The organism is Halorussus amylolyticus (assembly GCF_004143485.2).
Classification (GTDB): Archaea; Halobacteriota; Halobacteria; order Halobacteriales; family Haladaptataceae; genus Halorussus; species Halorussus amylolyticus.
The window spans coordinates 213,396-235,129 of sequence record NZ_ML974132.1 but is presented as its reverse complement, the minus strand read 5'-3'; the positions used below and the strand labels follow the sequence as shown (position 1 = coordinate 235,129).

20 protein-coding genes are annotated in these 21,734 nt (G+C 66.7%); 16 read left to right on the top strand and 4 right to left on the bottom strand.

What is annotated here, in order from left to right; translation table 11 throughout:
- Positions 1 to 72: 72 nt before the first annotated feature.
- The 8 genes from EKH81_RS08480 (at position 73) to EKH81_RS08445 (ending at position 9,987) form a co-directional block, all read left to right on the top strand.
- On the top strand, positions 73 to 1,179 hold the full coding sequence (locus EKH81_RS08480) for a M24 family metallopeptidase (protein WP_132059476.1): 1,107 nt from the start codon (positions 73 to 75) through the stop codon (positions 1,177 to 1,179).
- An 82-nt stretch (positions 1,180 to 1,261) separates the two neighbouring features.
- Positions 1,262 to 3,520, top strand: coding sequence for an NADP-dependent malic enzyme (locus EKH81_RS08475; RefSeq protein ID WP_132059477.1), 2,259 nt, complete (start codon positions 1,262 to 1,264; stop codon positions 3,518 to 3,520).
- Between the two features lie 182 nt (positions 3,521 to 3,702).
- On the top strand, positions 3,703 to 4,716 hold the full coding sequence (locus tag EKH81_RS08470; protein ID WP_132059478.1) for an amidohydrolase family protein: 1,014 nt from the start codon (positions 3,703 to 3,705) through the stop codon (positions 4,714 to 4,716).
- 48 nt (positions 4,717 to 4,764) lie between these two features.
- Positions 4,765 to 5,316, top strand: coding sequence for a universal stress protein (locus EKH81_RS08465; protein ID WP_132059479.1), 552 nt, complete (start codon positions 4,765 to 4,767; stop codon positions 5,314 to 5,316).
- Positions 5,317 to 5,418: 102 nt separating this feature from the next.
- Positions 5,419 to 6,756, top strand: a complete 1,338-nt coding sequence (gene trkA / locus EKH81_RS08460; protein ID WP_132059480.1) for a Trk system potassium transporter TrkA — start codon at positions 5,419 to 5,421, stop codon at positions 6,754 to 6,756.
- Between the two features lie 64 nt (positions 6,757 to 6,820).
- Positions 6,821 to 7,051, top strand: a complete 231-nt coding sequence (locus EKH81_RS08455; RefSeq protein ID WP_132059481.1) for an Lrp/AsnC ligand binding domain-containing protein — start codon at positions 6,821 to 6,823, stop codon at positions 7,049 to 7,051.
- Positions 7,052 to 7,270: 219 nt separating this feature from the next.
- Positions 7,271 to 7,705, top strand: coding sequence for a universal stress protein (locus EKH81_RS08450; protein WP_132059482.1), 435 nt, complete (start codon positions 7,271 to 7,273; stop codon positions 7,703 to 7,705).
- Complete coding sequence (locus EKH81_RS08445) at positions 7,702 to 9,987, top strand: amino acid permease (RefSeq protein ID WP_132059483.1); 2,286 nt, start codon at positions 7,702 to 7,704, stop codon at positions 9,985 to 9,987. The genes EKH81_RS08450 and EKH81_RS08445 overlap by 4 nt, the downstream gene beginning before the upstream one ends.
- A 13-nt stretch (positions 9,988 to 10,000) precedes the next feature.
- Here EKH81_RS08445 and EKH81_RS08440 read toward each other — a convergent pair whose 3' ends face one another.
- Entirely contained in the window at positions 10,001 to 10,441 is a 441-nt protein-coding gene (locus EKH81_RS08440; RefSeq protein WP_132059484.1) for a DUF7975 family protein, read from the bottom strand.
- On the opposite strand from EKH81_RS08440, the gene EKH81_RS08435 reads away from it, so the two are divergent.
- From EKH81_RS08435 to EKH81_RS08420, 4 genes are all read left to right on the top strand, one after another.
- On the top strand, positions 10,440 to 12,440 hold the full coding sequence (locus EKH81_RS08435; protein WP_238392146.1) for a threonine--tRNA ligase: 2,001 nt from the start codon (positions 10,440 to 10,442) through the stop codon (positions 12,438 to 12,440). The genes EKH81_RS08440 and EKH81_RS08435 overlap by 2 nt on opposite strands.
- Positions 12,441 to 12,669: 229 nt before the next feature.
- Positions 12,670 to 14,121, top strand: a complete 1,452-nt coding sequence (gene arcD, locus EKH81_RS08430) for an arginine/ornithine antiporter ArcD (RefSeq protein ID WP_132059485.1) — start codon at positions 12,670 to 12,672, stop codon at positions 14,119 to 14,121.
- A 90-nt stretch (positions 14,122 to 14,211) separates the two neighbouring features.
- Positions 14,212 to 14,532: a toxin-antitoxin system TumE family protein gene (locus EKH81_RS08425; RefSeq protein ID WP_132059486.1), complete on the top strand. Its 321-nt coding sequence runs from the start codon at positions 14,212 to 14,214 to the stop codon at positions 14,530 to 14,532.
- Between the two features lie 3 nt (positions 14,533 to 14,535).
- Positions 14,536 to 15,030 carry an HVO_A0114 family putative DNA-binding protein gene (locus EKH81_RS08420; RefSeq protein WP_238392145.1) on the top strand — a complete coding sequence of 165 codons (495 nt, stop codon included), beginning with the start codon at positions 14,536 to 14,538 and terminating at the stop codon, positions 15,028 to 15,030.
- Between the two features lie 44 nt (positions 15,031 to 15,074).
- Here EKH81_RS08420 and EKH81_RS08415 read toward each other — a convergent pair whose 3' ends face one another.
- On the bottom strand, positions 15,075 to 16,115 hold the full coding sequence (locus EKH81_RS08415; RefSeq protein WP_132059487.1) for a dipeptide epimerase: 1,041 nt from the start codon (positions 16,113 to 16,115) through the stop codon (positions 15,075 to 15,077).
- Entirely contained in the window at positions 16,112 to 17,125 is a 1,014-nt protein-coding gene (locus EKH81_RS08410) for an N-acetyltransferase DgcN family protein (protein WP_132059488.1), read from the bottom strand. Before EKH81_RS08410 ends, EKH81_RS08415 begins: the two co-directional genes overlap by 4 nt.
- Before the next feature lie 159 nt (positions 17,126 to 17,284).
- On the opposite strand from EKH81_RS08410, the gene pdxS reads away from it, so the two are divergent.
- Positions 17,285 to 18,193, top strand: a complete 909-nt coding sequence (gene pdxS, locus EKH81_RS08405) for a pyridoxal 5'-phosphate synthase lyase subunit PdxS (protein WP_132059489.1) — start codon at positions 17,285 to 17,287, stop codon at positions 18,191 to 18,193.
- Positions 18,194 to 18,238: 45 nt separating this feature from the next.
- On the opposite strand, the gene EKH81_RS08400 is transcribed toward pdxS, so the two are convergent.
- Complete coding sequence (locus EKH81_RS08400) at positions 18,239 to 19,117, bottom strand: homoserine kinase (protein WP_132059490.1); 879 nt, start codon at positions 19,115 to 19,117, stop codon at positions 18,239 to 18,241.
- 243 nt (positions 19,118 to 19,360) lie between these two features.
- On the opposite strand from EKH81_RS08400, the gene EKH81_RS08395 reads away from it, so the two are divergent.
- The 3 genes from EKH81_RS08395 (at position 19,361) to EKH81_RS08385 (ending at position 21,706) form a co-directional block, all read left to right on the top strand.
- Complete coding sequence (locus EKH81_RS08395) at positions 19,361 to 19,831, top strand: DUF7384 family protein (protein WP_132059491.1); 471 nt, start codon at positions 19,361 to 19,363, stop codon at positions 19,829 to 19,831.
- Between the two features lie 115 nt (positions 19,832 to 19,946).
- On the top strand, positions 19,947 to 21,257 hold the full coding sequence (locus EKH81_RS08390; protein ID WP_132059492.1) for a DUF92 domain-containing protein: 1,311 nt from the start codon (positions 19,947 to 19,949) through the stop codon (positions 21,255 to 21,257).
- Positions 21,254 to 21,706 carry a GNAT family N-acetyltransferase gene (locus tag EKH81_RS08385; protein ID WP_132059493.1) on the top strand — a complete coding sequence of 151 codons (453 nt, stop codon included), beginning with the start codon at positions 21,254 to 21,256 and terminating at the stop codon, positions 21,704 to 21,706. The genes EKH81_RS08390 and EKH81_RS08385 overlap by 4 nt, the downstream gene beginning before the upstream one ends.
- Positions 21,707 to 21,734: the final 28 nt, after the last annotated feature.

Sequence of the window (21,734 nt, the reverse complement as noted above, 5' to 3'; positions counted from 1 at the left end):
TGGACTTTCCGAGAGCGCGGAAGACTCGCCGAAGTCGCCCCTTTCAAGGCCGTCGGTTCCCACCCACCACACATGACTAAGCAGGAACGCCTCGACGCCTATCTCGCCGACCGCGACCTCGAATCGGTGTGGTTCGCGCGCCCGAACGCCTTCGCGTGGCTGACCGGCGGGAACAACGTCGTGGACCGCGAAACCGACGAGGGTGTGGCCGCGGTGGGCTACGACGGCGAGAGCCTCGAAGTCGTGACCGACAACATCGAAGCCGACCGGGTCCGCGAGGAGGAACTCGGCGACGTCCGCGCGGACGTCGCCGAGTTCGACTGGTACGAGAAGTCGCTCGCGGGCGCGGTCGCAGAGCGCGCGCCCGAACCCGCAGCGGCCGACTTCGACGTGCCGGGGTTCGAATCGGTAGACGCCTCGCCGCTCCGCCACCCGCTCACTGACGACGACATCGAGAGCTATCGGGACCTCGGCCGCGAGACCGGCGCCGCGCTCGAAGCGGTCTGTCGCGAACTCGAACCCGGCGACTCCGAGCGCGAAGTGGCGTCGGCGCTCCGGGTCGCGCTGTCGGCGCGGGGCATCGAGGTCCCGGTCGCGCTCGTCGGCGGGGCCGAGCGCGCCGGGACGTACCGCCACTACACGCCCACGGAGGAGGCGCTGGGCGGGTACGCGCTGGTGTCGGTCACGGCCCAGCGCGGCGGTCTCCACGCCAGCGCGACCCGGACGGTGGCGTTCGATTCCGAAATTGGTGCGGAGTCGCTGAAGCGACTCCGCGAGCGTCACGACGCGGCCCGGCGCGTCGAGGTGGCGGCGGTCGGTGCGACGCGCGACGTGGCAGAGCGCGGCGGTGAGGCGGGTGACGTATTTGGCGCGATTCAGGACGCGTACGAGGACGAAGGCTACCCCAACGAATGGAAACTGCATCATCAGGGCGGTGCGGCCGGGTTCGCGGGCCGGGAGTGGATAGCGACACCGACTGCCGACGACCCGGTGACGACGCCGATGGCTTACGCGTGGAATCCGACGGTACAGGGCGCGAAGAGCGAGGACACGGTGCTGGTCGAGGATTCGGGATTCGAGGTGCTGACCGAGACCGGGCGGTGGCCGACGACGACCGTGGCGAGCGACGAGTACGATGTCGAACTCGCGCGGCCCGACGTGTTCGTGAAAGAGACGTAATCCCGTTTTCTTTCGACACCTGTCGAAGTCAGATTCGACGGGTTCGGTTAGTTTTTTAAGGGCGGGCGCGATTTGTCGCGCCATGGGACTAGACGAGGACTCGTTAGAGTACCACCGACAAGAGCCGCCGGGGAAGATAGAGATTTCGACGACCAAGCCGACCAACACCCAGCGCGATTTGAGCCTGGCCTACTCGCCCGGCGTGGCCGAGCCGTGCCGGAGAATCGCCGACAATCCCGACGACGCCTACCAGTACACCGCGAAGGGCAACCTCGTGGGCGTCGTCTCGAACGGGAGCGCGGTCCTCGGACTCGGCGACATCGGCGCGCAGGCGTCCAAGCCCGTCATGGAGGGCAAGGGCGTGCTGTTCAAGCGGTTCGCCGACATCGACGTGTTCGACATCGAACTCGACCAGGAAGACCCGAAGGACATCGTCCGGACCGTGAAGGCGATGGAGCCGACCTTCGGCGGCATCAATCTGGAGGACATCAAAGCGCCCGAGTGCTTCGAAATCGAGGAGACGCTCCGGGAGGAAATCGACATCCCCGTCTTCCACGACGACCAGCACGGCACCGCCATCATCTCGGGTGCGGCGCTGCTGAACGCGGTCGAAATCAACGGGAAGAACCTCGAAGACCTCGATATCGTCTTTTCCGGCGCGGGCGCGTCCGCAATCGCGACCGCGAACTTCTACGTCTCGCTCGGCGCGCGCCGCGAGAACATCACGATGTGCGACTCGTCGGGCATCATCACCGAGAGCCGCGCCGAAGACGGCGGTGTGAACGAGTACAAGGCTGACTTCGCCCGCGACGTGCCGGAAGGCGACCTCGCCGACGCGATGGACGGCGCGGACGTGCTGGTCGGTCTCTCCGTCGCCGATATCGTCTCCCAGGAGATGGTCCAGTCGATGGCCGACGACCCCGTCATCTTCGCGATGGCGAACCCCGACCCCGAAATCCGCTACGACGAGGCCAAGGCGGCCCGCGACGACACCGTCATCATGGCGACCGGGCGCTCGGACTACCCCAACATGGTGAACAACGTCCTCGGCTTCCCGTTCATCTTCCGGGGCGCGCTCGACGTGCGCGCGACCGAAATCAACGAGGAGATGAAGGTCGCCGCGGCCCAGGCGCTCGCCGACCTCGCGAAGCAGGACGTGCCCGACGCCGTCGTCAAGGCGTACGGCGACCAGCCGCTCCAGTTCGGCGCAGATTACATCATCCCGAAGCCGCTCGACCCCCGCGTGCTGTTCGAGGTCGCGCCAGCAGTCGCCGACGCCGCGATGGACTCCGGCGTCGCCCGGAGCGAACTCGACACCGACGAGTACGTCGAGACGCTCGAAGCCCGCCTGGGCAAATCTCGCGAGATGATGCGCGTGGTTCTCAACAAGGCCAAGTCCGACCCCAAGCGGGTCGCCCTGGCGGAGGGCGACGACGAGAAGATGGTCCGGGCGGCCTACCAGATGGCCGAGGAGGGCATCGCGAACCCCGTCCTCATCGGCGACCGCGAGAGAATCGAGGCGACGGCCGCCGACCTCGGACTCGACTTCGACCCCGAGGTCGCCGACCCCGCGAGCGACGACCACGAGGCGTACGCCGACCGCCTGTACGAACTCCGCCAGCGCAAGGGCATCACCCGGAGCGAGGCCGAGGACCTCGTCCGGAAGGACGGCAACTACTTCGGGAGCGTGATGGTCGAGCGCGGCGACGCCGACGCGATGCTCACCGGCCTGAGCCACCACTACCCCTCGGCGCTCCGGCCGCCGCTTCAGGTCGTCGGCACCGCCGAGGACGCCGAGTACGCCGCCGGGGTGTACATGCTGACGTTCAAGAACCGAGTCATCTTCTGCGCCGACGCCACGGTGAATCAGAACCCCGACGAGGACGTGCTGGCCGAAATCACCCAGCACACCGCCGAACTCGCGCGTCGGTTCAACGTCGAACCGCGCGCGGCGATGCTGTCGTACTCCAACTTCGGGAGCGTGGACAACGAGGGCACGCGAAAGCCCCGGAACGCCGCGGAGAAGCTTCGAGCCAACCCCGAAGTGGACTTCCCGGTGGACGGCGAGATGCAGGCCGACACCGCGGTCGTCGAGGAGATTCTGAACGGGACCTACGACTTCTCGGAACTCGACGAACCCGCGAACGTGCTCGTGTTCCCGAACCTCGAAGCCGGGAACATCGGCTACAAACTCCTCCAGCGTCTCGGCGGCGCTGAGGCCATCGGCCCGATGCTGGTCGGCATGGACAAGCCGGTCCACGTCATCCAGCGCGGCGACGAGGTCAAAGACATCGTGAACCTCGCGGGCGTTGCGGTCGTGGACGCCCAGCAGAGCGAGTAGATTCGTTCGCGCTCCGAGGCGCACAGCGCCTCGGAGCGCGATTTTTGCTGTCGGTGCGGTTTTCGCGGTGCGGTAGCCGAACTGTACGAGAAGTCGTCCCGCGAGCGAACGGTGTGAGCGAGCGGGGACACCACTCGCTCGAAAAAGGTCCATTCAAGAGGCTCCCCGAGAGTTTCACACACATGATAGTGGAGGGGACCGTCCTTCGCGGGCCCGAGTTCGAACCGGTCGAAGGTCGAGTCGTAGTGAACGACGGCGAGATAACGGCCATCGAGGAGGAACCGGTCGACTCTTCGAACGTCGTCCTCCCGGCGTTCGTCAACGCCCACACCCACATCGGCGACTCCATCGCGAAGGAGGCCGGGGGCGGACTGAGCCTCGACGAACTCGTCGCGCCGCCGGACGGCCTGAAACACCGACTCCTCCGGGCGGCCTCCCGCGAGGAGAAGGTCGCGGCGATGAAACGGTCGGTTCGGTTCATGCAGGAGACCGGGACCGCGTCGTTCCTCGAATTTCGGGAGGGCGGCGTCGAGGGCGTCTACGCGCTCCGGGAGGCCGTCGCCGGACTCGACGCGGAACCGGTGATTCTCGGGCGCGAGACCGTCGAAGCGATGGAGGCCGCCGACGGGTTCGGCGCGAGCGGGGCGCGCGACGCCGAGTTCTCGCGCGAGCGCGCCGCGACCGCGCGCGAGGAGAAACTGTTCGGCATCCACGCGGGCGAGCGCGACCCCTCGGACATCAACCCCGCGCTCGATTTGGACCCCGACTTCCTCGTCCACGTGGTCCATCCCGAGCGCCTCCACCTCGATAGAATCGGCGACAGCGAGATGCCCGTGGTGGTCTGCCCGCGGTCGAACCTCGTCACCAAGGTCGGCGTGCCGCCGATTCGGGACCTCCTCGACAGGACGACCGTCGCGCTCGGCACCGACAACGTGATGCTCAACAGTCCGTCGATGTTCCGCGAGATGGAGTTCGCCGCGAAACTCGCCGACGTGAGCGCCCGCGAAGTCCTGCGGATGGCGACCCGGAACGGCGCGGAAATCGCGGGTCTCGACTGCGGTCTCGTCGAGGAGGGACGACCCGGCAAGCTCCTCGTGCTCGACGGCGACTCCGACAACCTCGCCGGAGCGCAGGACCCCGTTCGCGCGGTCGTTCGCCGGGCCGGAGCGAGCGACGTGGCGGACGTGATTCTGTAGCACGCTGGAAACAGTTAAGGCGCGTCGTGTGCTATCACCTCACAAGAGATGTACGAGCGGATACTCGTGCCGACTGACGGTTCGACCGACACCGAGCGCGCGGTCGCGCACGCGGTCGAACTCGCGGCGGCCCACGGCGCGGAGCTACACGCGGTGTACGTCGTCAACTCCGCGACGTTCGCGGGCCTTCCGATGGAAACTTCGTGGGAGGGCATCGACGACGTGCTCCGCGAGGAGGGCGAGACCGCGCTGGAGCGGGTCGAGGACATCGCGGCCGAACACGGCGTGGCAGTCACGACCCGACTCGTGGAGGGGTCGCCGAGCAGGCGCATCGTGGAGTACGCCGAGTCGGAGGGGTGTGACCTCGTAGTGATGGGAACCCACGGCCGAGGGGGTATCGACCGCCTGCTCCTCGGCAGCGTGGCGGAGGGCGTCGTCCGGGCGTGCTCGGTCCCGGTGCTGACGGTTCGAGTCGGCGACGACGCCGAATCGGACGCCGACGACATCGCGGCCTCGGACATCGAATCCTCGGCCGACGCGACCTCCTCGCCGTCCGGCGAGGAGGTCGCGTCGGACACCGGTAACGTCCCGGTCGAGTAAGTGTTCGGTCCGCCGAACCCGCGACCGAACGGGTCGCTCTGAAGGGAAATACCCTTACCGACGGGCTTGTTACGCTCACAGGAATGATTACGGAGGGTTCTGATGCGCGTCGTCATCGTCGGTGCAGGTGAGGTCGGGTCGTCCATCGCGGCGAGTCTCGCGAGCGCCCACGACGTCGTCGTCGTGGACATCGACGGCGAACGAGTGGAGTCGATGACCTACTCACACGACGTGCTCGCTATTCAAGGCGACGGGACGTCGCTCTCGACGCTTCGAAACGCAGGTATCGACGACGCCGACATGCTCATCGCCAGCACGGACGACGACGAGACGAATCTGGTGGCGTGTGGCACCGCCAAGACTGTCGACGACCCGTTCACCATCGCTCGGGTCAAGAGCACCGACTATCTCGAAACGTGGGAGCAGACCGAGCGCGCGTTCGGCGTGGACTTCATGGTGTGTACGAACCTCCTGACAGCCGAGGACATCGTCCGGGTCATCGGGCTTCCCGCGGCCCGCGACGTCGACCCGTTCGCGGGCGGCGCGGTCCAGATGGCGGAGTTCGAAGTCGCCGCCGACAGTCCGGTCGTGGACCAGACCGTGCGGGAGGCAGACCGCTTCGACTCGCTCACCTTCGCCGCGACTCTCCGGAACGGCGACGTGGAGATTCCGCGCGGTGACACCGTCATCCGAGCGGGCGACAAGGTGGTCGTCATCGGAAGCCCCGAGAGCGTCCAGGGGTTCGCCGCCGAAATCGCGCCCGGCGAGACCCCCTCCGGAAACGAGGACCTCGTGATAATCGGCGGGAGCGAAATCGGCTACCACACCGCTCGCCTGCTCGAAGACCGGGGACTCAGGCCGCGACTCATCGAGCGCGACCCCGACCGGGCCCGCGAACTCGCAGAGCGACTCCCGAACTCGGTCGTGATGAAAAACGACGCGACCGACGCCGACTTCCTCGCGCGCGAACACATCGACGAGGCCGACGCGGTGGTCGCTGCGCTCGAAAACGACGAGAAGAATCTCCTCGTCTCGATTCTCGCCAAACAGCTCGGCGTGAAGCGAACCGTCGCGATAGTCGAGAGCACCGAGTACGTCGGCATCTTCGAGACGGTGGGCATCGACGTGGCCATCAATCCCCGCGAAGTCACGGCTGAGGAGATTACTCGATTCACCCGCGAGACCCACACCGAGAACATCGCGCTCATCGAGAACGACCGGGCGGAAGTCCTCGAAATCGAGGTCGATGCAGAAAGCGCGCTCGTCGGCAGACCGATTCACGAGGCGGTCGCCGACCTCCCGGACGGGTTCGTGGTCGGGGCCATCACTCGCGACGGCGAGTACGTCGTCCCGAGGGGTGACACTATCATCGAACCCGGCGACCACGTCGTGGTGTTCGTGGACACCGAGGTCCTCGACGAAGTGAGCGCGAAAATCTGAGCGGACCGATTTTTCGGCGAACTCCCGGCACAACGCCTTTGACGGATTCGGTCGTACTCGCCGCATGGTTCGTGCCTACGTCGCGGTCATCACGGGGTCGGGAGCGTCCGAAGACGCGGTCGGCACGGTTCGGGACTTGACGGGCGTCACCGAGGCGCACGTCGTCGCCGGGGACTTCGACGTCGTCGCGGAAATCGAGGGCGAGACGGTCCGGGACCTCCAGAAGATAGTGACCGAGGGCATCCACGACATCGACAGTGTGGGGACGACGCGGACGTACGTCCAGTTGGACTGACGCTCTCGATGGTACGTGAAGCGTCCGGGCCGAGCGGCCGTTTTACCGACTCTGTCCATCGCCTTTCGCAACCACATGTAAAAATTATAGAAGAACGGCGGGGGATTCGGCTCCCCGTATTTCGCCGGGTTTCTACCCGTCTGCTGGGAACGTTTCTCCATGACAACGGAGACCAGTATATATACACACGCTTAAGGGACAGTGCGCTTAGTGGCCAGTATGAACAGTGACTCAGACGACCGCGATTTGCTTGCTCACGTTCTTTTACCGGTCGCCAACGAGGAGGATGCACAGGCCACGGCGACCGCGCTGGAACCGTACCAGCCGAAACACGTCACGGCGCTCCACGTCGTCGAGAAGGGCGAGGGCGTTCCGGACAAAACGCCCGTCGAACAGTCCGAGGAGATGGCGGCAGAATCGTACGCCGCCGTCCGCTCGGTGTTCCCCGACGCCGACGAGCACACCGCGTACGCCCGAGACGTCGCCGACGCGATTTTCGACGCCGCCGACGAAGTCGGAGCGAGCGCCATCGCGTACCGGTCTCGCGGCGGCAATCGGATTATGAAGTTCCTCTCGGGCGACATCTCTCTACAGCTAGTCACTGATGCGAACCGTCCCGTTATCGCGCTTCCCCGGACGGACTCCGACAAATGAGCGACGAAGAACTCGCCAAGGACCTGGGCCTCGTCTCGGCGATGACCATCGGTATCGGGACGATGATAGGCGCCGGGATTTTCGTCCTCCCCGGAGTCGCCGCGAACGCGGCCGGGCCAATCGTCGTCGTCTCGTTCGTCGTCGGCGGCTTGATTGCGATGGTGAACGCGCTGTCGGTCTCCGAACTCGGGACGGCGATGCCGAAAGCCGGTGGCGGATACTACTACATCAACAAGTCGCTCGGGCCGATGTTCGGCTCGATTGCCGGGATGGGCGACTGGATGGGACTGGCCTTCGCGTCCGCGTTCTACTGTATCGGATTCGGTCAGTACTTGGCCGTCTTCGTCGGACTGCCGACAATCGCATTTCTCAATCCCGTTCAGGTCGGCGCGCTCGTCGCGGGAGTGCTCTTCGTCGCTATCAACTACATCGGAGCCAAGGAGACCGGCGGCATCCAGACGGTCATCGTGTTCCTTCTGCTCTCGATTCTCACGGTGTTCGCTATCGCAGGCTTCGCGTCGTTCGACTACGCGACGCTCGTCGGTGACGGCGGTCTCGCGCCGTACGGTGCTGGCGAAATCCTCCCGGCGACCGCGCTCGTGTTCGTCTCGTTCCTCGGATACGCGAAAATCGCGACCGTGGCGGAGGAACTCAAGGACCCCGGTCGGAATCTCCCCATCGCCATCATCGGGAGCGTCGCTATCGTCACGGTCATCTACGCCGTCCTCGTGACGACGATGCTCGGGGTGGTCCCGTGGCCCGAACTGAGCCAAGACGCGCCGGTCGCACAGGCCGCGGAGGTTTCGTTCCCCACCTCCATCGGTCCGCTCGGTGGCGTCGCCGCGGCGGCGGCGGCGGTGATGACCGCGGGCGCGCTTCTGGCGACGGCGTCCTCCGCGAACGCGTCGATTCTGGCCTCGGCGCGAATCAACTTCGCGATGGGGCGTGACAAAATCGTCACCAACTGGCTCAACGAGATTCACCCCAACTACGCGACGCCCTACCGGTCGATTCTCGTTACGGGCGGACTCATCATCGTCTTCATCGCGCTTCTGGGCCGAGAAATCGAGGTGCTCGCGAAAGCCGCCAGCGTGCTCCACCTCATCGTGTACGCGCTCATGAACGTCGCGCTAATCGTCTTTCGCGAGGCGGACGTTCCGGAGTACGACCCGGATTTCACGGTTCCGCTCTACCCCGTCACGCCGATACTCGGCGCGATACTGTCGCTGGGACTCGTCGCGTTTATGGACCAACAGGAAATCGCGCTCTCGGGGGCGTTCGTCGCCGCCGCGCTGCTGTGGTACTTCATCTACGCCCGGACCAACACCTCACAAGAGGGCGTTCTCTCCAACTACATTCAGAGCCGTGAAGAGGAACTACCGGACCAGGTCGTCGATGCTGCCGATGCAGTCGCGCCGACCGGAGCGGGGGGGCCGCCGACCGAAACCGAGGGACCGACGATTATGGTCGCGTTGGCGAACCCGCGAACCGAAAGTGCGCTGATAACGCTCGCGGGTGCGCTCGCCCAGCACAAAGGCGGTCGAGTGCTCGCGACTCACATCGTCACCGTGCCGGACCAGACGTCGCTCAGTACCGCCGCCGAGCAGCGGAATCGAATCGACGCCTCCTCGGAGGAACTGCTCGCGGCCGCGAAAAGCGACGCCGAGACGTTCGATGTCCCCATCGAGACGAAGACGATTCTCTCCCACCGGGGCCTCGAAGAGGTGTTCGACGCGGCGGAGACGAACGACGCCGACACCGTCGTGATGGGCTACGGCGGCACGCAGTTGGCGGGCGGCCGTGCCGAGGGCACCTTGGACGAACTGACGTACGACCTCCCGTGCGATTTCCTCGTGCTGGACGGTCAAGCCCTCGAACTGTCGGACGTGCTTCTCCCGACCGCTGGCGGGTTCTCGTCCGACCTCTCCGCGGAAGTGGCGCGCGCGCTACAGGAAACGGTCGGCGTAGACGTGTCGTTGCTTCACGTGGTCGATGCGGGCGAAGAGGAGTCCGGCCGCGAGTTCATGCGCGAGTGGGCGGCGGACCACCAACTGACGAACGCGGACGTACACGTCGAGACGGGCGACGTTGAGGCGGTACTCAAACGCATCGGCAACGACTACAGCTTGGTGATAATCGGAGCGACGGAGCAGGGACTGCTGTCGCGTATCGTTCGCGGCTCGCTGGTGTTCGACGTCATCCACGACCTCGACACGCCGACGCTGTTGACCGAGCGGCCGTCCTCGCGGTCTCTCCGTGACCGGTTGTTCGGTCGTCGCTGAGGCGGAGGTCGTCTCAAATCGCGGTGACCCACGCCCGGAACGCCTCGGGCCGGTCGTACACGTCCCGAAAGATTCGGTCGATACACTGAGCCACCCGATTCGGGTCGGCGAGCGCCGACACTTTGACGTTGACGCCGTCGGCCTCCTCGGGCCGGGTGAGAGTGTCGATTTTGAACGCCGGGAACTCCGCGAGCAGGTCCTTGAGTCGGTCGAGTTCGGCGTCGGTGCAGTCGAGGTTGAGCGTCCCGTCGCCGAACTGGACCCACGGCGGGGCCTCGGTGGGCGCGTCGGTCTCGGCGTCCTCGCTCTCGCCGCCGTCTCGATTGGTTGTCGCGGACGGGTCGGCGTCGGCTTCGAGGGTGCAGAACGCGCTCGCCCGTTCGCGGTGGGCGACGATGGCGTCGGCGAACAGTTTCCGGCGCTCCTCGGGAGTCGCGGCGTCGAATCGAGTCATGGGCGTCCGTAGGGAGGCGGGCCTGAAAAAGGCCACCGGGCCGAGTTCGAGCGCGATTCGGACGCGATTCGCGCTCGACGCTGGCACCGACTCCCACGCCCCCGGCACGCTTTTTACGCCGCGAGGGGTGGGTCCGACAATGCGACTGCTGTTCGTCCACTCCGACCACCTCGAATTCGAGACCACGACCGAAGCGGGTGACGGTCTCGGCGAGACCGACGGCGTCCCGATGGAAGGCCGAATGGAGGACTGCGTGACCGCGTTCGTGACCGTCGAGAGCGAAGACGAGACCGACCTCGACGCGGTGGTCGCGAACGCCGCCGACGAACTCCGCGACGTGGCGGGCCAGCTAAACACCCGAAAGGTAGTTCTCTACCCCTACGCCCACCTGAGCGACGACCTCGCGGGTCCCGAGAGCGCGAAGACCGTCCTCCGAAAGCTCGAAGCCGCGCTCGAAGCCGATTTCGAGGTCCTGCGCGCACCCTTCGGGTGGTACAAGGCGTTCGAAATCTCGTGCAAGGGTCACCCGCTCTCGGAGCTCTCCCGGCACGTCACGCCCGAGCGCGGAGGCGACGAGGAGGCCACCGAGCGCGCGCCGAGCGAGTGGAAACTCCTCTTTCCCGACGGCGAGGCCCGCGACCCCCGCGAGGCGACGGACGCCGAGTGTGCGAACCGCGACGTGAGCGACGACATGCGCGCCTTCATCGAGGCCGAAGTCGAGGGCGAAACCGCGAGGAAGGGCGAGCAACCCCCGCACGTCGAGCTCATGCGCGAGAAGGCGATTGCGGACTACGACGAACTCAGCGACGTTGGAAATCTCCGATGGTACCCCCGGGGAAAGCTGATACGGGACTCGCTGATGGCGTACGTCACCGACCTCGCGGTCGAGTACGGCGGGATGCCGGTCGAGACGCCCGTGATGTACGACCTCGGGGTGCGCGCGATTCGCGAGCACTCCGAGAAGTTCGGCGAGCGCCAGTATCGGTTCGAGTCGGGCGACCGCCGGATGATGCTTCGCTTCGCGGCGTGTTTCGGCCAGTTCTCCATCATGCGCGACATGCACATCGCCGAACGCGACTTGCCGCTCAGGCTCTACGAGCTATCGACCTACTCGTTCCGGCGCGAACAGCGCGGCGAGGTGATGGGGCTGAAACGCCAGCGCGCGTTCACGATGCCCGACATGCACACGGCGACGGAGGACATAGACAGCGCCCGCGAGGAACTTCGCGCGCAGGCGAAACTCGCCCTACAGACCGCAGGCGACCTCGGCCTGAACTACGTCCCGACGATTCGCGTGACCCGAGCGTTCTACGACGACAACGAGGCGTGGGTCGAAAACCTCGCGGCGGAGTTCGATTCGCCCGCCCTCCTCGAAATCCTGCCCGAGCGCCACCACTACTGGTCGGCGAAGGTGGACTTCGCGGCCATCGACAGCCTCGGCAGGCCCATCGAGAACCCCACGGTCCAAATCGACGTCGAGAGCGCCGAGCGGTTCGACATCGAGTACACCGACGGCGAGCAAAGTCACCACCCGCCCATCCTCCACTTCTCGCCGTCGGGCGGCATCGAGCGCGTGGTCGCCGCGTTGCTCGAAAAAGCCGCGTCTCAGGAGACCCCGCGACTCCCGACGTGGCTCTCCCCCACGCAGGTCCGATTCGTCCCAGTCGCGGACGGACACGTCGAGTACTGCGAGTCGCTCGCCGCAGACCTCGAAGCCGCCGAAATTCGGGCCGACGTGGACGACCGCGACGAGACGGTCGGCAAGCGAATCGCCGAGGCGGAAACCGACTGGGTACCGTACTACGCGGTGGTCGGCGACCGCGAACTCGAAGCCGACGACGACCGACTCGGCGTGAACGTCCGGGCCGAGGACGACGAGCGCGAGATGAAGCTCGCGGAGTTGGAGGAGACGGTTCTCGACGACGTGGGCGACCTGCCGAAGACGCGCCGGTATCTCCCCCGGCGCGTGAGTCGGCACCCGAACTTCACCGGGCGATAAATCGCGACCGGGACTGTGGCTGCGACCGGGACTGTAACCGCGACTGCGACCGGTACCCCGACCACGACGGCAACCGACGGCGCTCGCTCCGCGAGCGCCGTCGGTTCGAAAAACCGCCCGACAGCGGTAACCGACTCGTGGTTCGCGGTAACGGGGCGCATTTTGAATATTCCTTATACGAATAAAAACGCCGAATTTTAATACTCTCGGGAATTACGACGCGACGAGAATGCCGTCACTCGACTACGAACCGCTCAGCTACGCGGAGCTATCGCCCGAGCGCCGTCCCTCGCTCGCACAGGCGCTCGTGCCCGTCCTCGGCGTCGTCGTCTTTCTCGGCGTCGGGTCGGGCTACCTCAAACTCGACCCGCACGGCCCACTCCTCTGGAGCGTCGTCCTGACGGGACTGGTCGGTCGGTACTGGATGGGGCTGTCGTGGGACGACCTCTACGACGGCATCGCCGAGAGCCTGCTGATGGGCCTGCAGGCGATTCTCATCCTGTTCACAATCTACGCGGTCATCGCGACGTGGGTCAGCGCCGGGACGATTCCGGGGCTGATGTACTACGGCCTGTCGGTGCTGACCCCGGAGGTGTTCCTCCCGGCCGCGGCGCTCCTCGCCGCGGTCGTCGCGTTCGCCATCGGGTCGTCGTGGACCACCGCCGGAACGCTCGGGGTCGCGTTCGTCGGCATCGGCGAAGGACTCGGTATCCCCGCGCCGATGACCGCCGGGGCGATTCTGACCGGGGCGTACGCGGGCGACAAGCAATCGCCGCTCTCGGACACCACGAACCTCGCCGCGGCGGTCACGGGCACCGACCTCTACGACCACATCCGGGCGATGCGCTGGGGGACCCTGCTCGCGCTCGGTCTCTCGGTCGGTCTCTACGCCGCGCTCGGCCTGCGCGCCGCCGGTGCCATCCCGGCGGGCCGAGTCGCCGAGATTCAGGGCGCGCTCGCGGGCACCTACGACCTCTCGGCGCTCGTCGTCCTCCCGCTGGTCGTCACGTTCGGTCTCGCGCTGTACGGCTTCCCCGCGCTTCCCACCCTCGTCGCCGGGGTGTTCGCGGGCGTCTTCACCACGATACTCGTGCAGGGAGTCCCGTTCACGGCGGCGTGGACCGTCTTCCTCGAAGGCACCGCACCCGAGACCGGCACCGCGCTCGTGAACGACCTGCTGGCGAGCGACGGTCTCTCGGGGTCGGCGTGGACCGTCTCGGTCGTGGTCGCCGCGCTCGCGCTCGGCGGCCTGCTCGAAGGCACGGGAATCCTCGCGGTACTCGCTCACCACCTCGCGCGCGGCGTCACGAGCGCGGGCGGACTCGTCGTGAGTACCGGCGTTTCGGCGTTCGCAGTGAACCTTCTCTCTGCTCAGCAGTACATGGCAATCGTGATTCCGGGCTTCTCTCTCAGGAATCTCTACGACGAGTACGACCTCGACAGCGAAAATCTCTCGCGAGCGGTCGAGGCCGCGGGCACGCCCACGGGTGCGCTCGTGCCGTGGCACGCGGGCGGGGTCTACATGGCGTCGGTGTTCGGCGTCGCCACGCTGGAGTACGCGCCGTACTACTTCTTCGCCTTTCTCTCGCCCGCGGTGCTGTTCGCGATGGGGCTGACCGGGTGGGGAATCACGAAGAAGGATACTGATGAGTCGCGGACGGCCGCACCCGCGGACGACTGACTCCTGTCGGCGGAGTGACCCGCACCGCCCCGATTGGTGGTATTCGCCCCACCATATTTATTTGAGTGGAGACGGAACCAACTTCTGCGGATGGCAGGCTACACGGAAGTCGAGGAGTACACGAACTACTACTCCGGAACCCTCGTCGAGTCGGTCACGGTCCGGAAGACGGACGACCCCAAGTATCCGTGCGGGTGGGACTACTCGCTCCACTTCGGTTCCGTCGAAGGTGACCTACTCGTGCGCTACGACAACACTCACGAACGGACGAAAGGCCACGAGCGCCACACCGCCGACGGAGTCGAGGAAATCGGGTTTCCGGGGATGTTCGAACTGCTCGCCCGTTTCCAACGAGAGGTCGTGACCTACCGCGACGGCCACACTGCCACCAGCGACCCGGAGGTTCGATAACGCATGTGCCCAGACTCCAACCCTGACACCAACCCGAACGCTACCGAGGACGACCGAAACACCCCAACCGACGCGCCGACCCGAACCCTCACCGTGCGCGTCGGTGACGCCGAGCGGACCCGCCGCGAAGCGCGCGAGCGAATCGCGGCCGCAGAACGCGGCGACGACCTCGACGCACGCCACGTCCTCAATTTCGAGGACGAAGCCGACCTCGCGCGCCTCGTGAGTCAGACGAATTTGGAACTGCTTCGCGCAATCGCCGACCACGAACCGAGGAGTATGCGCGAAGTCGAACAGATAGTCGAGCGCGACCACAAGGAGGTCCACCGGAATCTACAGGAATTAGCGGCGATGGGAGTGGTCGAACTCGCCGAGGAGGGCCGAGCCAAACGACCCGTCGTTCGATTCGACGAACTCCAGATTACGGTTCCGATTGGGCGAGACGACCCCGAACGAGCCACGGACGCGAAGAGCGCAGTTGCGGACCACGATTCGTAATCGTCCTCCGAGAGTCGGCACTCGGAGGTGTGAGAGTCGGGTGGCTACTCTCGGCGCGCGCCGGTCCCGGCCCGGTCGGACCCCGCCAAATCTATCTCGCCGTCGGGCATCTCGACGCCAACGTAGGGGTCGTCGGCCAGCAGTAGCGACCCGTCGAGGTCGGCGTAGTCGAGCAGGGGCGCAAAGTGGGCCGCGGCCGCGATGGAGGCGTTCGACTCTATCATGCATCCGAGCATGAGTTCGAGTCCGTGGGCGCGGGCGGCGTGAACCATCCGCATCGCCTCGCGGAGGCCGCCGCACTTCATGAGTTTGAGGTTGGCGATGTCGGCCTTGTCCGCGATTCGGGGAATGTCTTCGAGCGTGATGCACGACTCGTCGGCCGCGATGGGGAGCGCCGACCGGTCGCGGACGAATTTGAGGCCTTCGGGGTCCTCGGCCGGAATCGGCTGTTCGACGAACTCGATGCCGTAGTCGTCGAGCACCTCGATTTTCCGGACCGCTTCGCGGGCCGACCACGCCTGATTCGCGTCCACCCGAATCGTGGCGTCCGGCGCGGCCCCCCGAATCGCGTCGATGATTTCCTCGTCGCGGTCGGTGCCGACCTTCACCTTGAGCGTGGAGTAGCCGCGCTCGACCGCGCGCTCGGTCTTCTCGGCCATCTTCTCGACGGTGTCGATGCCGATGGTGTAGGACGTTTCGAGCGTCTCCTCGGGGTCGAGTCCCCAGTAGCGGTAGAGGGGCACGTCGAGGCGCTTGCAGACCAAATCGTGAAGCGCGATGCTGACCGCGCATCTGGCGGCCGCGTTTCGCTCGACTACCTCGGTCATCCGCTCCTCAATGCGTTCGAGCTGGTGGGGGTCGCCGACTTCCTCGACCACGTCGAGCAGGCCCGGAAGGACGGCCTCCACGGTGTCAGCCGTCTCGCCGTAGTGGCTGGCGGGCGCGGCCGACCCGACGCCCTCGTTGCCTCCGCCGTCCGAAATCCGGACGACGACGTTTTCGGACATCTCTTGGGTGCTTCGCGAGATGGTGAAGGCGTCTTCGAGCGGGAGCGAGACTCGCTCGAACTCGGTTTCGAGGTTCATAGAATCGCCTCCAGCACGTCGTCGGCGTCGAATCGAACGAGGTCGGTCGCAGGCACGCCGAGTTCGTCGCCGAACTCGGCGACCGCATCGCGGGCCGCGGCGTCGTCGTCGATGGAGTGAGTGTTGAGCGCCCCCGCGACCACCTCGGTCTCGTGGACCGGGCGGGCGAGGTTCTCGTAGAGGTCCACGTACTCCTGAAGGGGCGGAATCTCGACGCGCTCGTAGCCGTGGATGGCCTCGCGGTCGGCGGCGTGACACAGCACGAGGCTGTCGGCCATCGACCCGTGGAGGATGCCACACGTCACCGCGGAGTAGGCGGGGTGGACGATGCTCCCCTGGCCCTCCACGAAGAGGTAGTCGTAGTCGTCGCCGCGTTCGAGAATCATCTCCTCGACCGCGCCCGCGGTGAAGTCAGAAATCACGCGGTCGATGGGGTTGCCCCATCCGTCTATCATGATTCCGGTCTGGCCCGTGGGGATGAATCCGGCGTCTACGCCCCGCTCCTCTGCTGCTTCGAGGAGTTCGCACGTCACGGTCATCTTCCCGACCGAGCAGTCGGTGCCGACGGTGAGAACGACCTCCGCGTCCACCTGGTCGGCGACCCCCTGTGCGACCGTGAGGTCGTCGCTGGGGTTGCGCACGTCCCAGATGTCACAGTCGTTCTCGGCCGCAAGCGCCGCGAACTCCTCGTCATCTTCGAGGAAGTAGTGAAGCCCCGAAATCAGGTCGGTGCCGCGTTCGAGCGCGGTCCGCACGTCCGAGCGCCACGACTCGTCGAATCCGCCGCCGATGGGCGCGATGCCGATTACCAGCGCGTCTACCTCGGGTACGTCGTCCATCCCGGCGACGATTGGCGCGTCCTGTACGTCCGGGAGGAAGTCCGAGACGCGCTTTCCGGCGTTGTCGCGGTCGAGTACGGCCTCGACCTCGTAGTCGGAGTATCGAAGCAGGCCGACTGCTGTCTTCGCGGCGTTTGGGAACTTCTCGTGTGCGAGTACGGCCACGTTCATACCTGAGTCGTGGCGACAGTGGGGCTTAAAAGTCCGCGTCTCGGTAACGAGGCTCCCATCGGCAGTCTAACGCGAGTCGAGCGCCAATCCGACCGACTCCCCTCGGCAATCCCGTTGCCTATCGGTACGCATTAACCCCTCGCGTCGCTACCATCTCGCATGGCCGAGCCAACCGACATCGAGGAACTCAAGCGCGGTAGCGAACTCGTCAAGCGCGGATTTGCCCAGATGCAGAAAGGCGGCGTCATCATGGACGTCGTGAACCCCGAGCAGGCCCGCATCGCCGAAGACGCGGGCGCGGTCGCGGTGATGGCGCTCGAAGCCGTCCCCGCCGACATCCGAAAGCGCGGCGGCGTCGCACGAATGGCCGACCCGGCGGACGTCGAGGAGATAATCGACGAGGTGTCCATCCCGGTGATGGGGAAGGCCCGAATCGGTCACTCGACTGAGGCCCAAATCCTCGAATCCATCGGCGTGGACATGATTGACGAATCGGAAGTCCTCACGCCCGCCGACGACCGCTTCCACATCGACAAGCGCGATTTCACCGCGCCGTTCGTCTGCGGCGCGCGCAACCTCGGCGAAGCCCTCCGCCGAGTCGAGGAGGGCGCGGCGATGATTCGAACCAAGGGCGAAGCGGGCACGGGCGACGTGAATCAAGCGGTCCACCACCAGCGAACCATCCGGGGTGCGATTCGAGAAATCGAGGGCATGACCCACGAGGAGCGCGAGGAGTTCGCTCGCGATATCGAGGCCCCCGCGCCGCTCGTCCACGAGGCCGCCGAGGCCGGACGCCTCCCGGTCGTCAACTTCGCGGCGGGCGGCATCGCCACCCCCGCGGACGCCGCTCTCATGATGCACCACGGCTGTGACGGCATCTTCGTCGGGTCGGGCATCTTCGGCGCGGAGGACCCGGTCAAGATGGGTAACGCCATCGTCGAAGCGACCAACAACTGGGACGACCCCGACCGACTCGCCGAAATCAGCAAGAACATCGGCTCGGGCATGAAGGGCGAAGCGAACGTGGACCTGCCAGAAGACGAGAAGCTTCAGGGCCGCGGGAACTGAGTTCCGAACGACTCTTTTCGTTCTTTCAGCGAACCGTTTTCGTTCTCACCGACAGAGTTCCGCACCGCGCCCGATTTCGGTCTGGTACGCCCGCGCCTCGACGCCAGCGTCCGCGAAGCCGCTGACCATCGCGTTCGCAACCTCGCGCCGGGTTCCGGGCCGACACACCGCCAGCACCGCGGGACCCGCGCCCGACACCGTGACGCCGGTCGCGCCCGCGTCGCGGGCGCGACCGGCGACCGCGTCGTAGCCGTCGATGAGCGGGGTTCGGGCGGGCGTCACCACCGGGTCGTCCATCCCGCGACCCACGAGTTCGGGGTCGTCCCTGCACATTCCGGCGACCAGCGTGGCGGCGTTGCCAACCGTCTCGACCATCTGCTCGACCGTCGCCGAGTCGGGGACTGCACCCCGAGCTTCGCGGGTCGAGACGATGGTCTCGGGCAGGCAGGCGACTACCGGAAGGTCGGCGTCGATTCGCGTGATTCCGTGGTCGGTGACGATGGTGAACCCGCCGAGAATCGAGGGCGCGACGTTGTCGGCGTGGGCGTCGCCCGACACCGCGGCCTCGCCCTCGGCGGCGGCCCACACCAAGTCCTCGCCCGAGAGGCCGAGGTCGTAGAGTTCGTTCAGCGCGACCGCGGCTCCCGCCGCGCTCGCGGCCGACGACCCCAGCCCCGACGAGGGCCGGACCCCTTTGTCGATTTGAATTCGAGCCGGGGCGTCGAGTTCGCGCGCGACCACGCCCGCGGTGTTCTTCGCGGGGTCAGTGGGGATGAAGTCCGCGCCCGCGCCCGTGACTTCGATACTCGTCTCGCGCGCGCGCTCGACCCGCACCACGTCGGCCGGTCGGGCCAACGCCACGCCGAACACGTCGAAACCGCTCCCCAGATTCGCACTCGTCGCCGGAGCCCGCACCGTTAGCATGCAAGAGGGTAGTGAAGGCCCCCGCAAAAATCTGCCGGGGAGCGCCCGAAACTGTCTCTCGATTTACGACTCGCTCCGGAACCCCGACCCTCGGGAGGAGTCCTTTTGGGTGTCCGCCTCCGAACGTCGGTATGAACTGGGCGGACCTCTTCGAGCGAGCCGACGCGCACGAAACAGACGTGGGGGCGATACGCGCGGCGCTGGCCGAACGCCGGAAAGACGCGAGCGAATCGGAGGGCGACGATGACTGAGAGTAGCCCCGCCCGAATCGTCGCGGACGCCGACGTGCTGGCGGCCGACCTCCTCGCGGCCGGGGCGGCCCGCGACGCCCTCGATGCGGTTCGCGCCCACTCGTGGGTCGAACTGGTCGCCAGCGACCACCTGCTCGACGACGCGGAGGCCGTGATTGCGGACCTCGCCGACCCCGACCTCGCGAGCGCGTGGCGCGAGCGAATCGAGGACCTGCGAGTCGAAGTCGAGCATCCGGCGGGCGACCACCCGGCGCTGGCGAGCGCGTACCGCGGCGGGGCGGCCCACCTGCTGAGCTACGACGAGAGTCTGCGAAACGCGAAGGCCGGGGCGGCGCTCGGCTCGCGGCTGAACGTGAGCGTGAAGACGCCGGAGGGGTTCGTCGGTATGTTCGACGCCGCGAGTCTCTACGAGGCGGTCGAAGGCGGCGAGTATCCGGGACCGGACCGCGACCCCCGGGAGTAGCTTCGAGGGTCCAGTGGATTCAATCAACGCCGTCAGCCGCGTGTCTGACGCGGAGGCCGCCTTTTCCCGCGGGTTCGGGAAGATTAAGTAGGCGTCGGGGAAAACGGGGGATAACGTGACTACGAGAGTTGGGCGCGCGGCGGCCTACGCCGCGATTGCGACGGTGTCGCTCGCGGCCCCGGTGTTCGGGGTGGCGACCGCCGTCGCGTTCGCGGCCATCGCGGTGGCGGGGCTGGCGACCACCAGCGGGCCGGCGTTCGAGGTGTTCGCCAGACCCGCGGACCGCCAGGAAGGCCGCCTCTACGGGCTTGCGGCCTTCGGGTTCGCGGCGACCGGGGTCGCCCTGCTGTCGTCGCTGCTCGGCCTGCCGACGCGGGTGTTCGTGGCGACAGTTCTCGTGGTCGGTTACGGAAACCTCGCCCAGCAGGTCGCGTGGCGATTCGACGCCGAACCGATACTCCGGACCGGCGCGTTCGTCGCCGGGGCACTCCTCGCGGCCGTCGCGGGTCAGGCGGTCGCGCTCGAAATCGAGGGACAGGCGGTCGCGCCGGTCCTGCCCGAAATCGTGTTTCTCGCGGCGAGCGGCGCGCTCGCCGCGGGACTCCTCCGGTCGGTCCTCTTCGCGCGCGACGACCCGCTGGTGATGCTGTCGGTCGCGTTCCTGCTGTGGCTGTTCGCCGACCTCGCGGTCGTCGTCACCGTCGAGAGCATCGTGGTCGCAATCGCGGTGACCGCGCTGTTCGGCTACATCTCGTGGGCACTCGACGCCGCCTCGATTCCGGGCATGCTGACGGGCGAACTCCTCGCGATGCTCACCATCGTCTTGGGCGGGTACGCGTGGTTCGCGGTCCTCATCGCGTTCTTCGGCATCGGAAGCCTCTCGACCAAGTTCCGGTACGAGCAGAAGGCGGCCCGCGGGGTCGCCGAGGACAACGACGGCGCGCGCGGGAGCGGCAACGTCCTCGGGAACGCCGCGGTCGCGTTGGCGGCCGTCCTCGGGTACGCCGCCCACGGGAAGCTTCCGGTCGGAGAGTCGCTGTTCCTGTTCGCGTTCGCCGGGAGCATGGCGACCGCGATGAGCGACACCCTCTCGTCGGAAATCGGCGGCGTGTTCGACAATCCGCGGCTCATCACCACGCTCGAACGCGTCGAACCCGGCACCGACGGCGCGGTGACGTGGCAGGGCGAGCTCGCCGGAATCGCGGGTGCGGCGGTCGTGGCGGCCATCGCAGTCGTGCTGTTCGAGGACGTGACCCTGCTTGGCGGGGTCGTCGTCGTCCTCGCTGGCGTGGGCGGCATGACCGCCGACAGCCTGCTCGGCGCGACGCTCGAAGGCGACCGACTCGGGAATCAGGCGGTCAACTTCCTCGCCACGCTGACCGGCGCGCTCGTGGGTGCCGGACTCGCGGTGGTCGTCCTGCCGTGATTCGCGACGGAACGCCCGACGACCGCGACCGACTCCGCGAGATTCAGGCCCATCTCCGCGAGCCGAATCCGCCGCTCCTCGACTACGCAGTCGAGGGACCGCCGCTCCTGCTCGTTTCCACGACGAGCGACGACTCCGGGACGAACGACGGCCTCGCTGGCTACCTCACGGCGTTCCACGACGGCGAGACCGCCTACGTCGCGGAAATCGTGGTCGCGCCCGCTTACAGACGCGAGGGGAGGGCGCGGCGACTCCTCGCGGCGGCGTTCGACCGCCTCCGCGCCGAGGGCTGTTCTCGCGCTCGGCTCACCGTCCACCCCGAAAACGACGCCGCGAGACGGCTCTACGAGTCGATGGGCTTCGAGGAAGTCGGACGCGAAGAAGATTTCTACGCCGACGGGAGCGAGGCCCGCGTGCTGAACCGGGACCTCGAAAACGGAGTATCCTGAAAACGGAGTATCCCGAAAACAGCGCCCG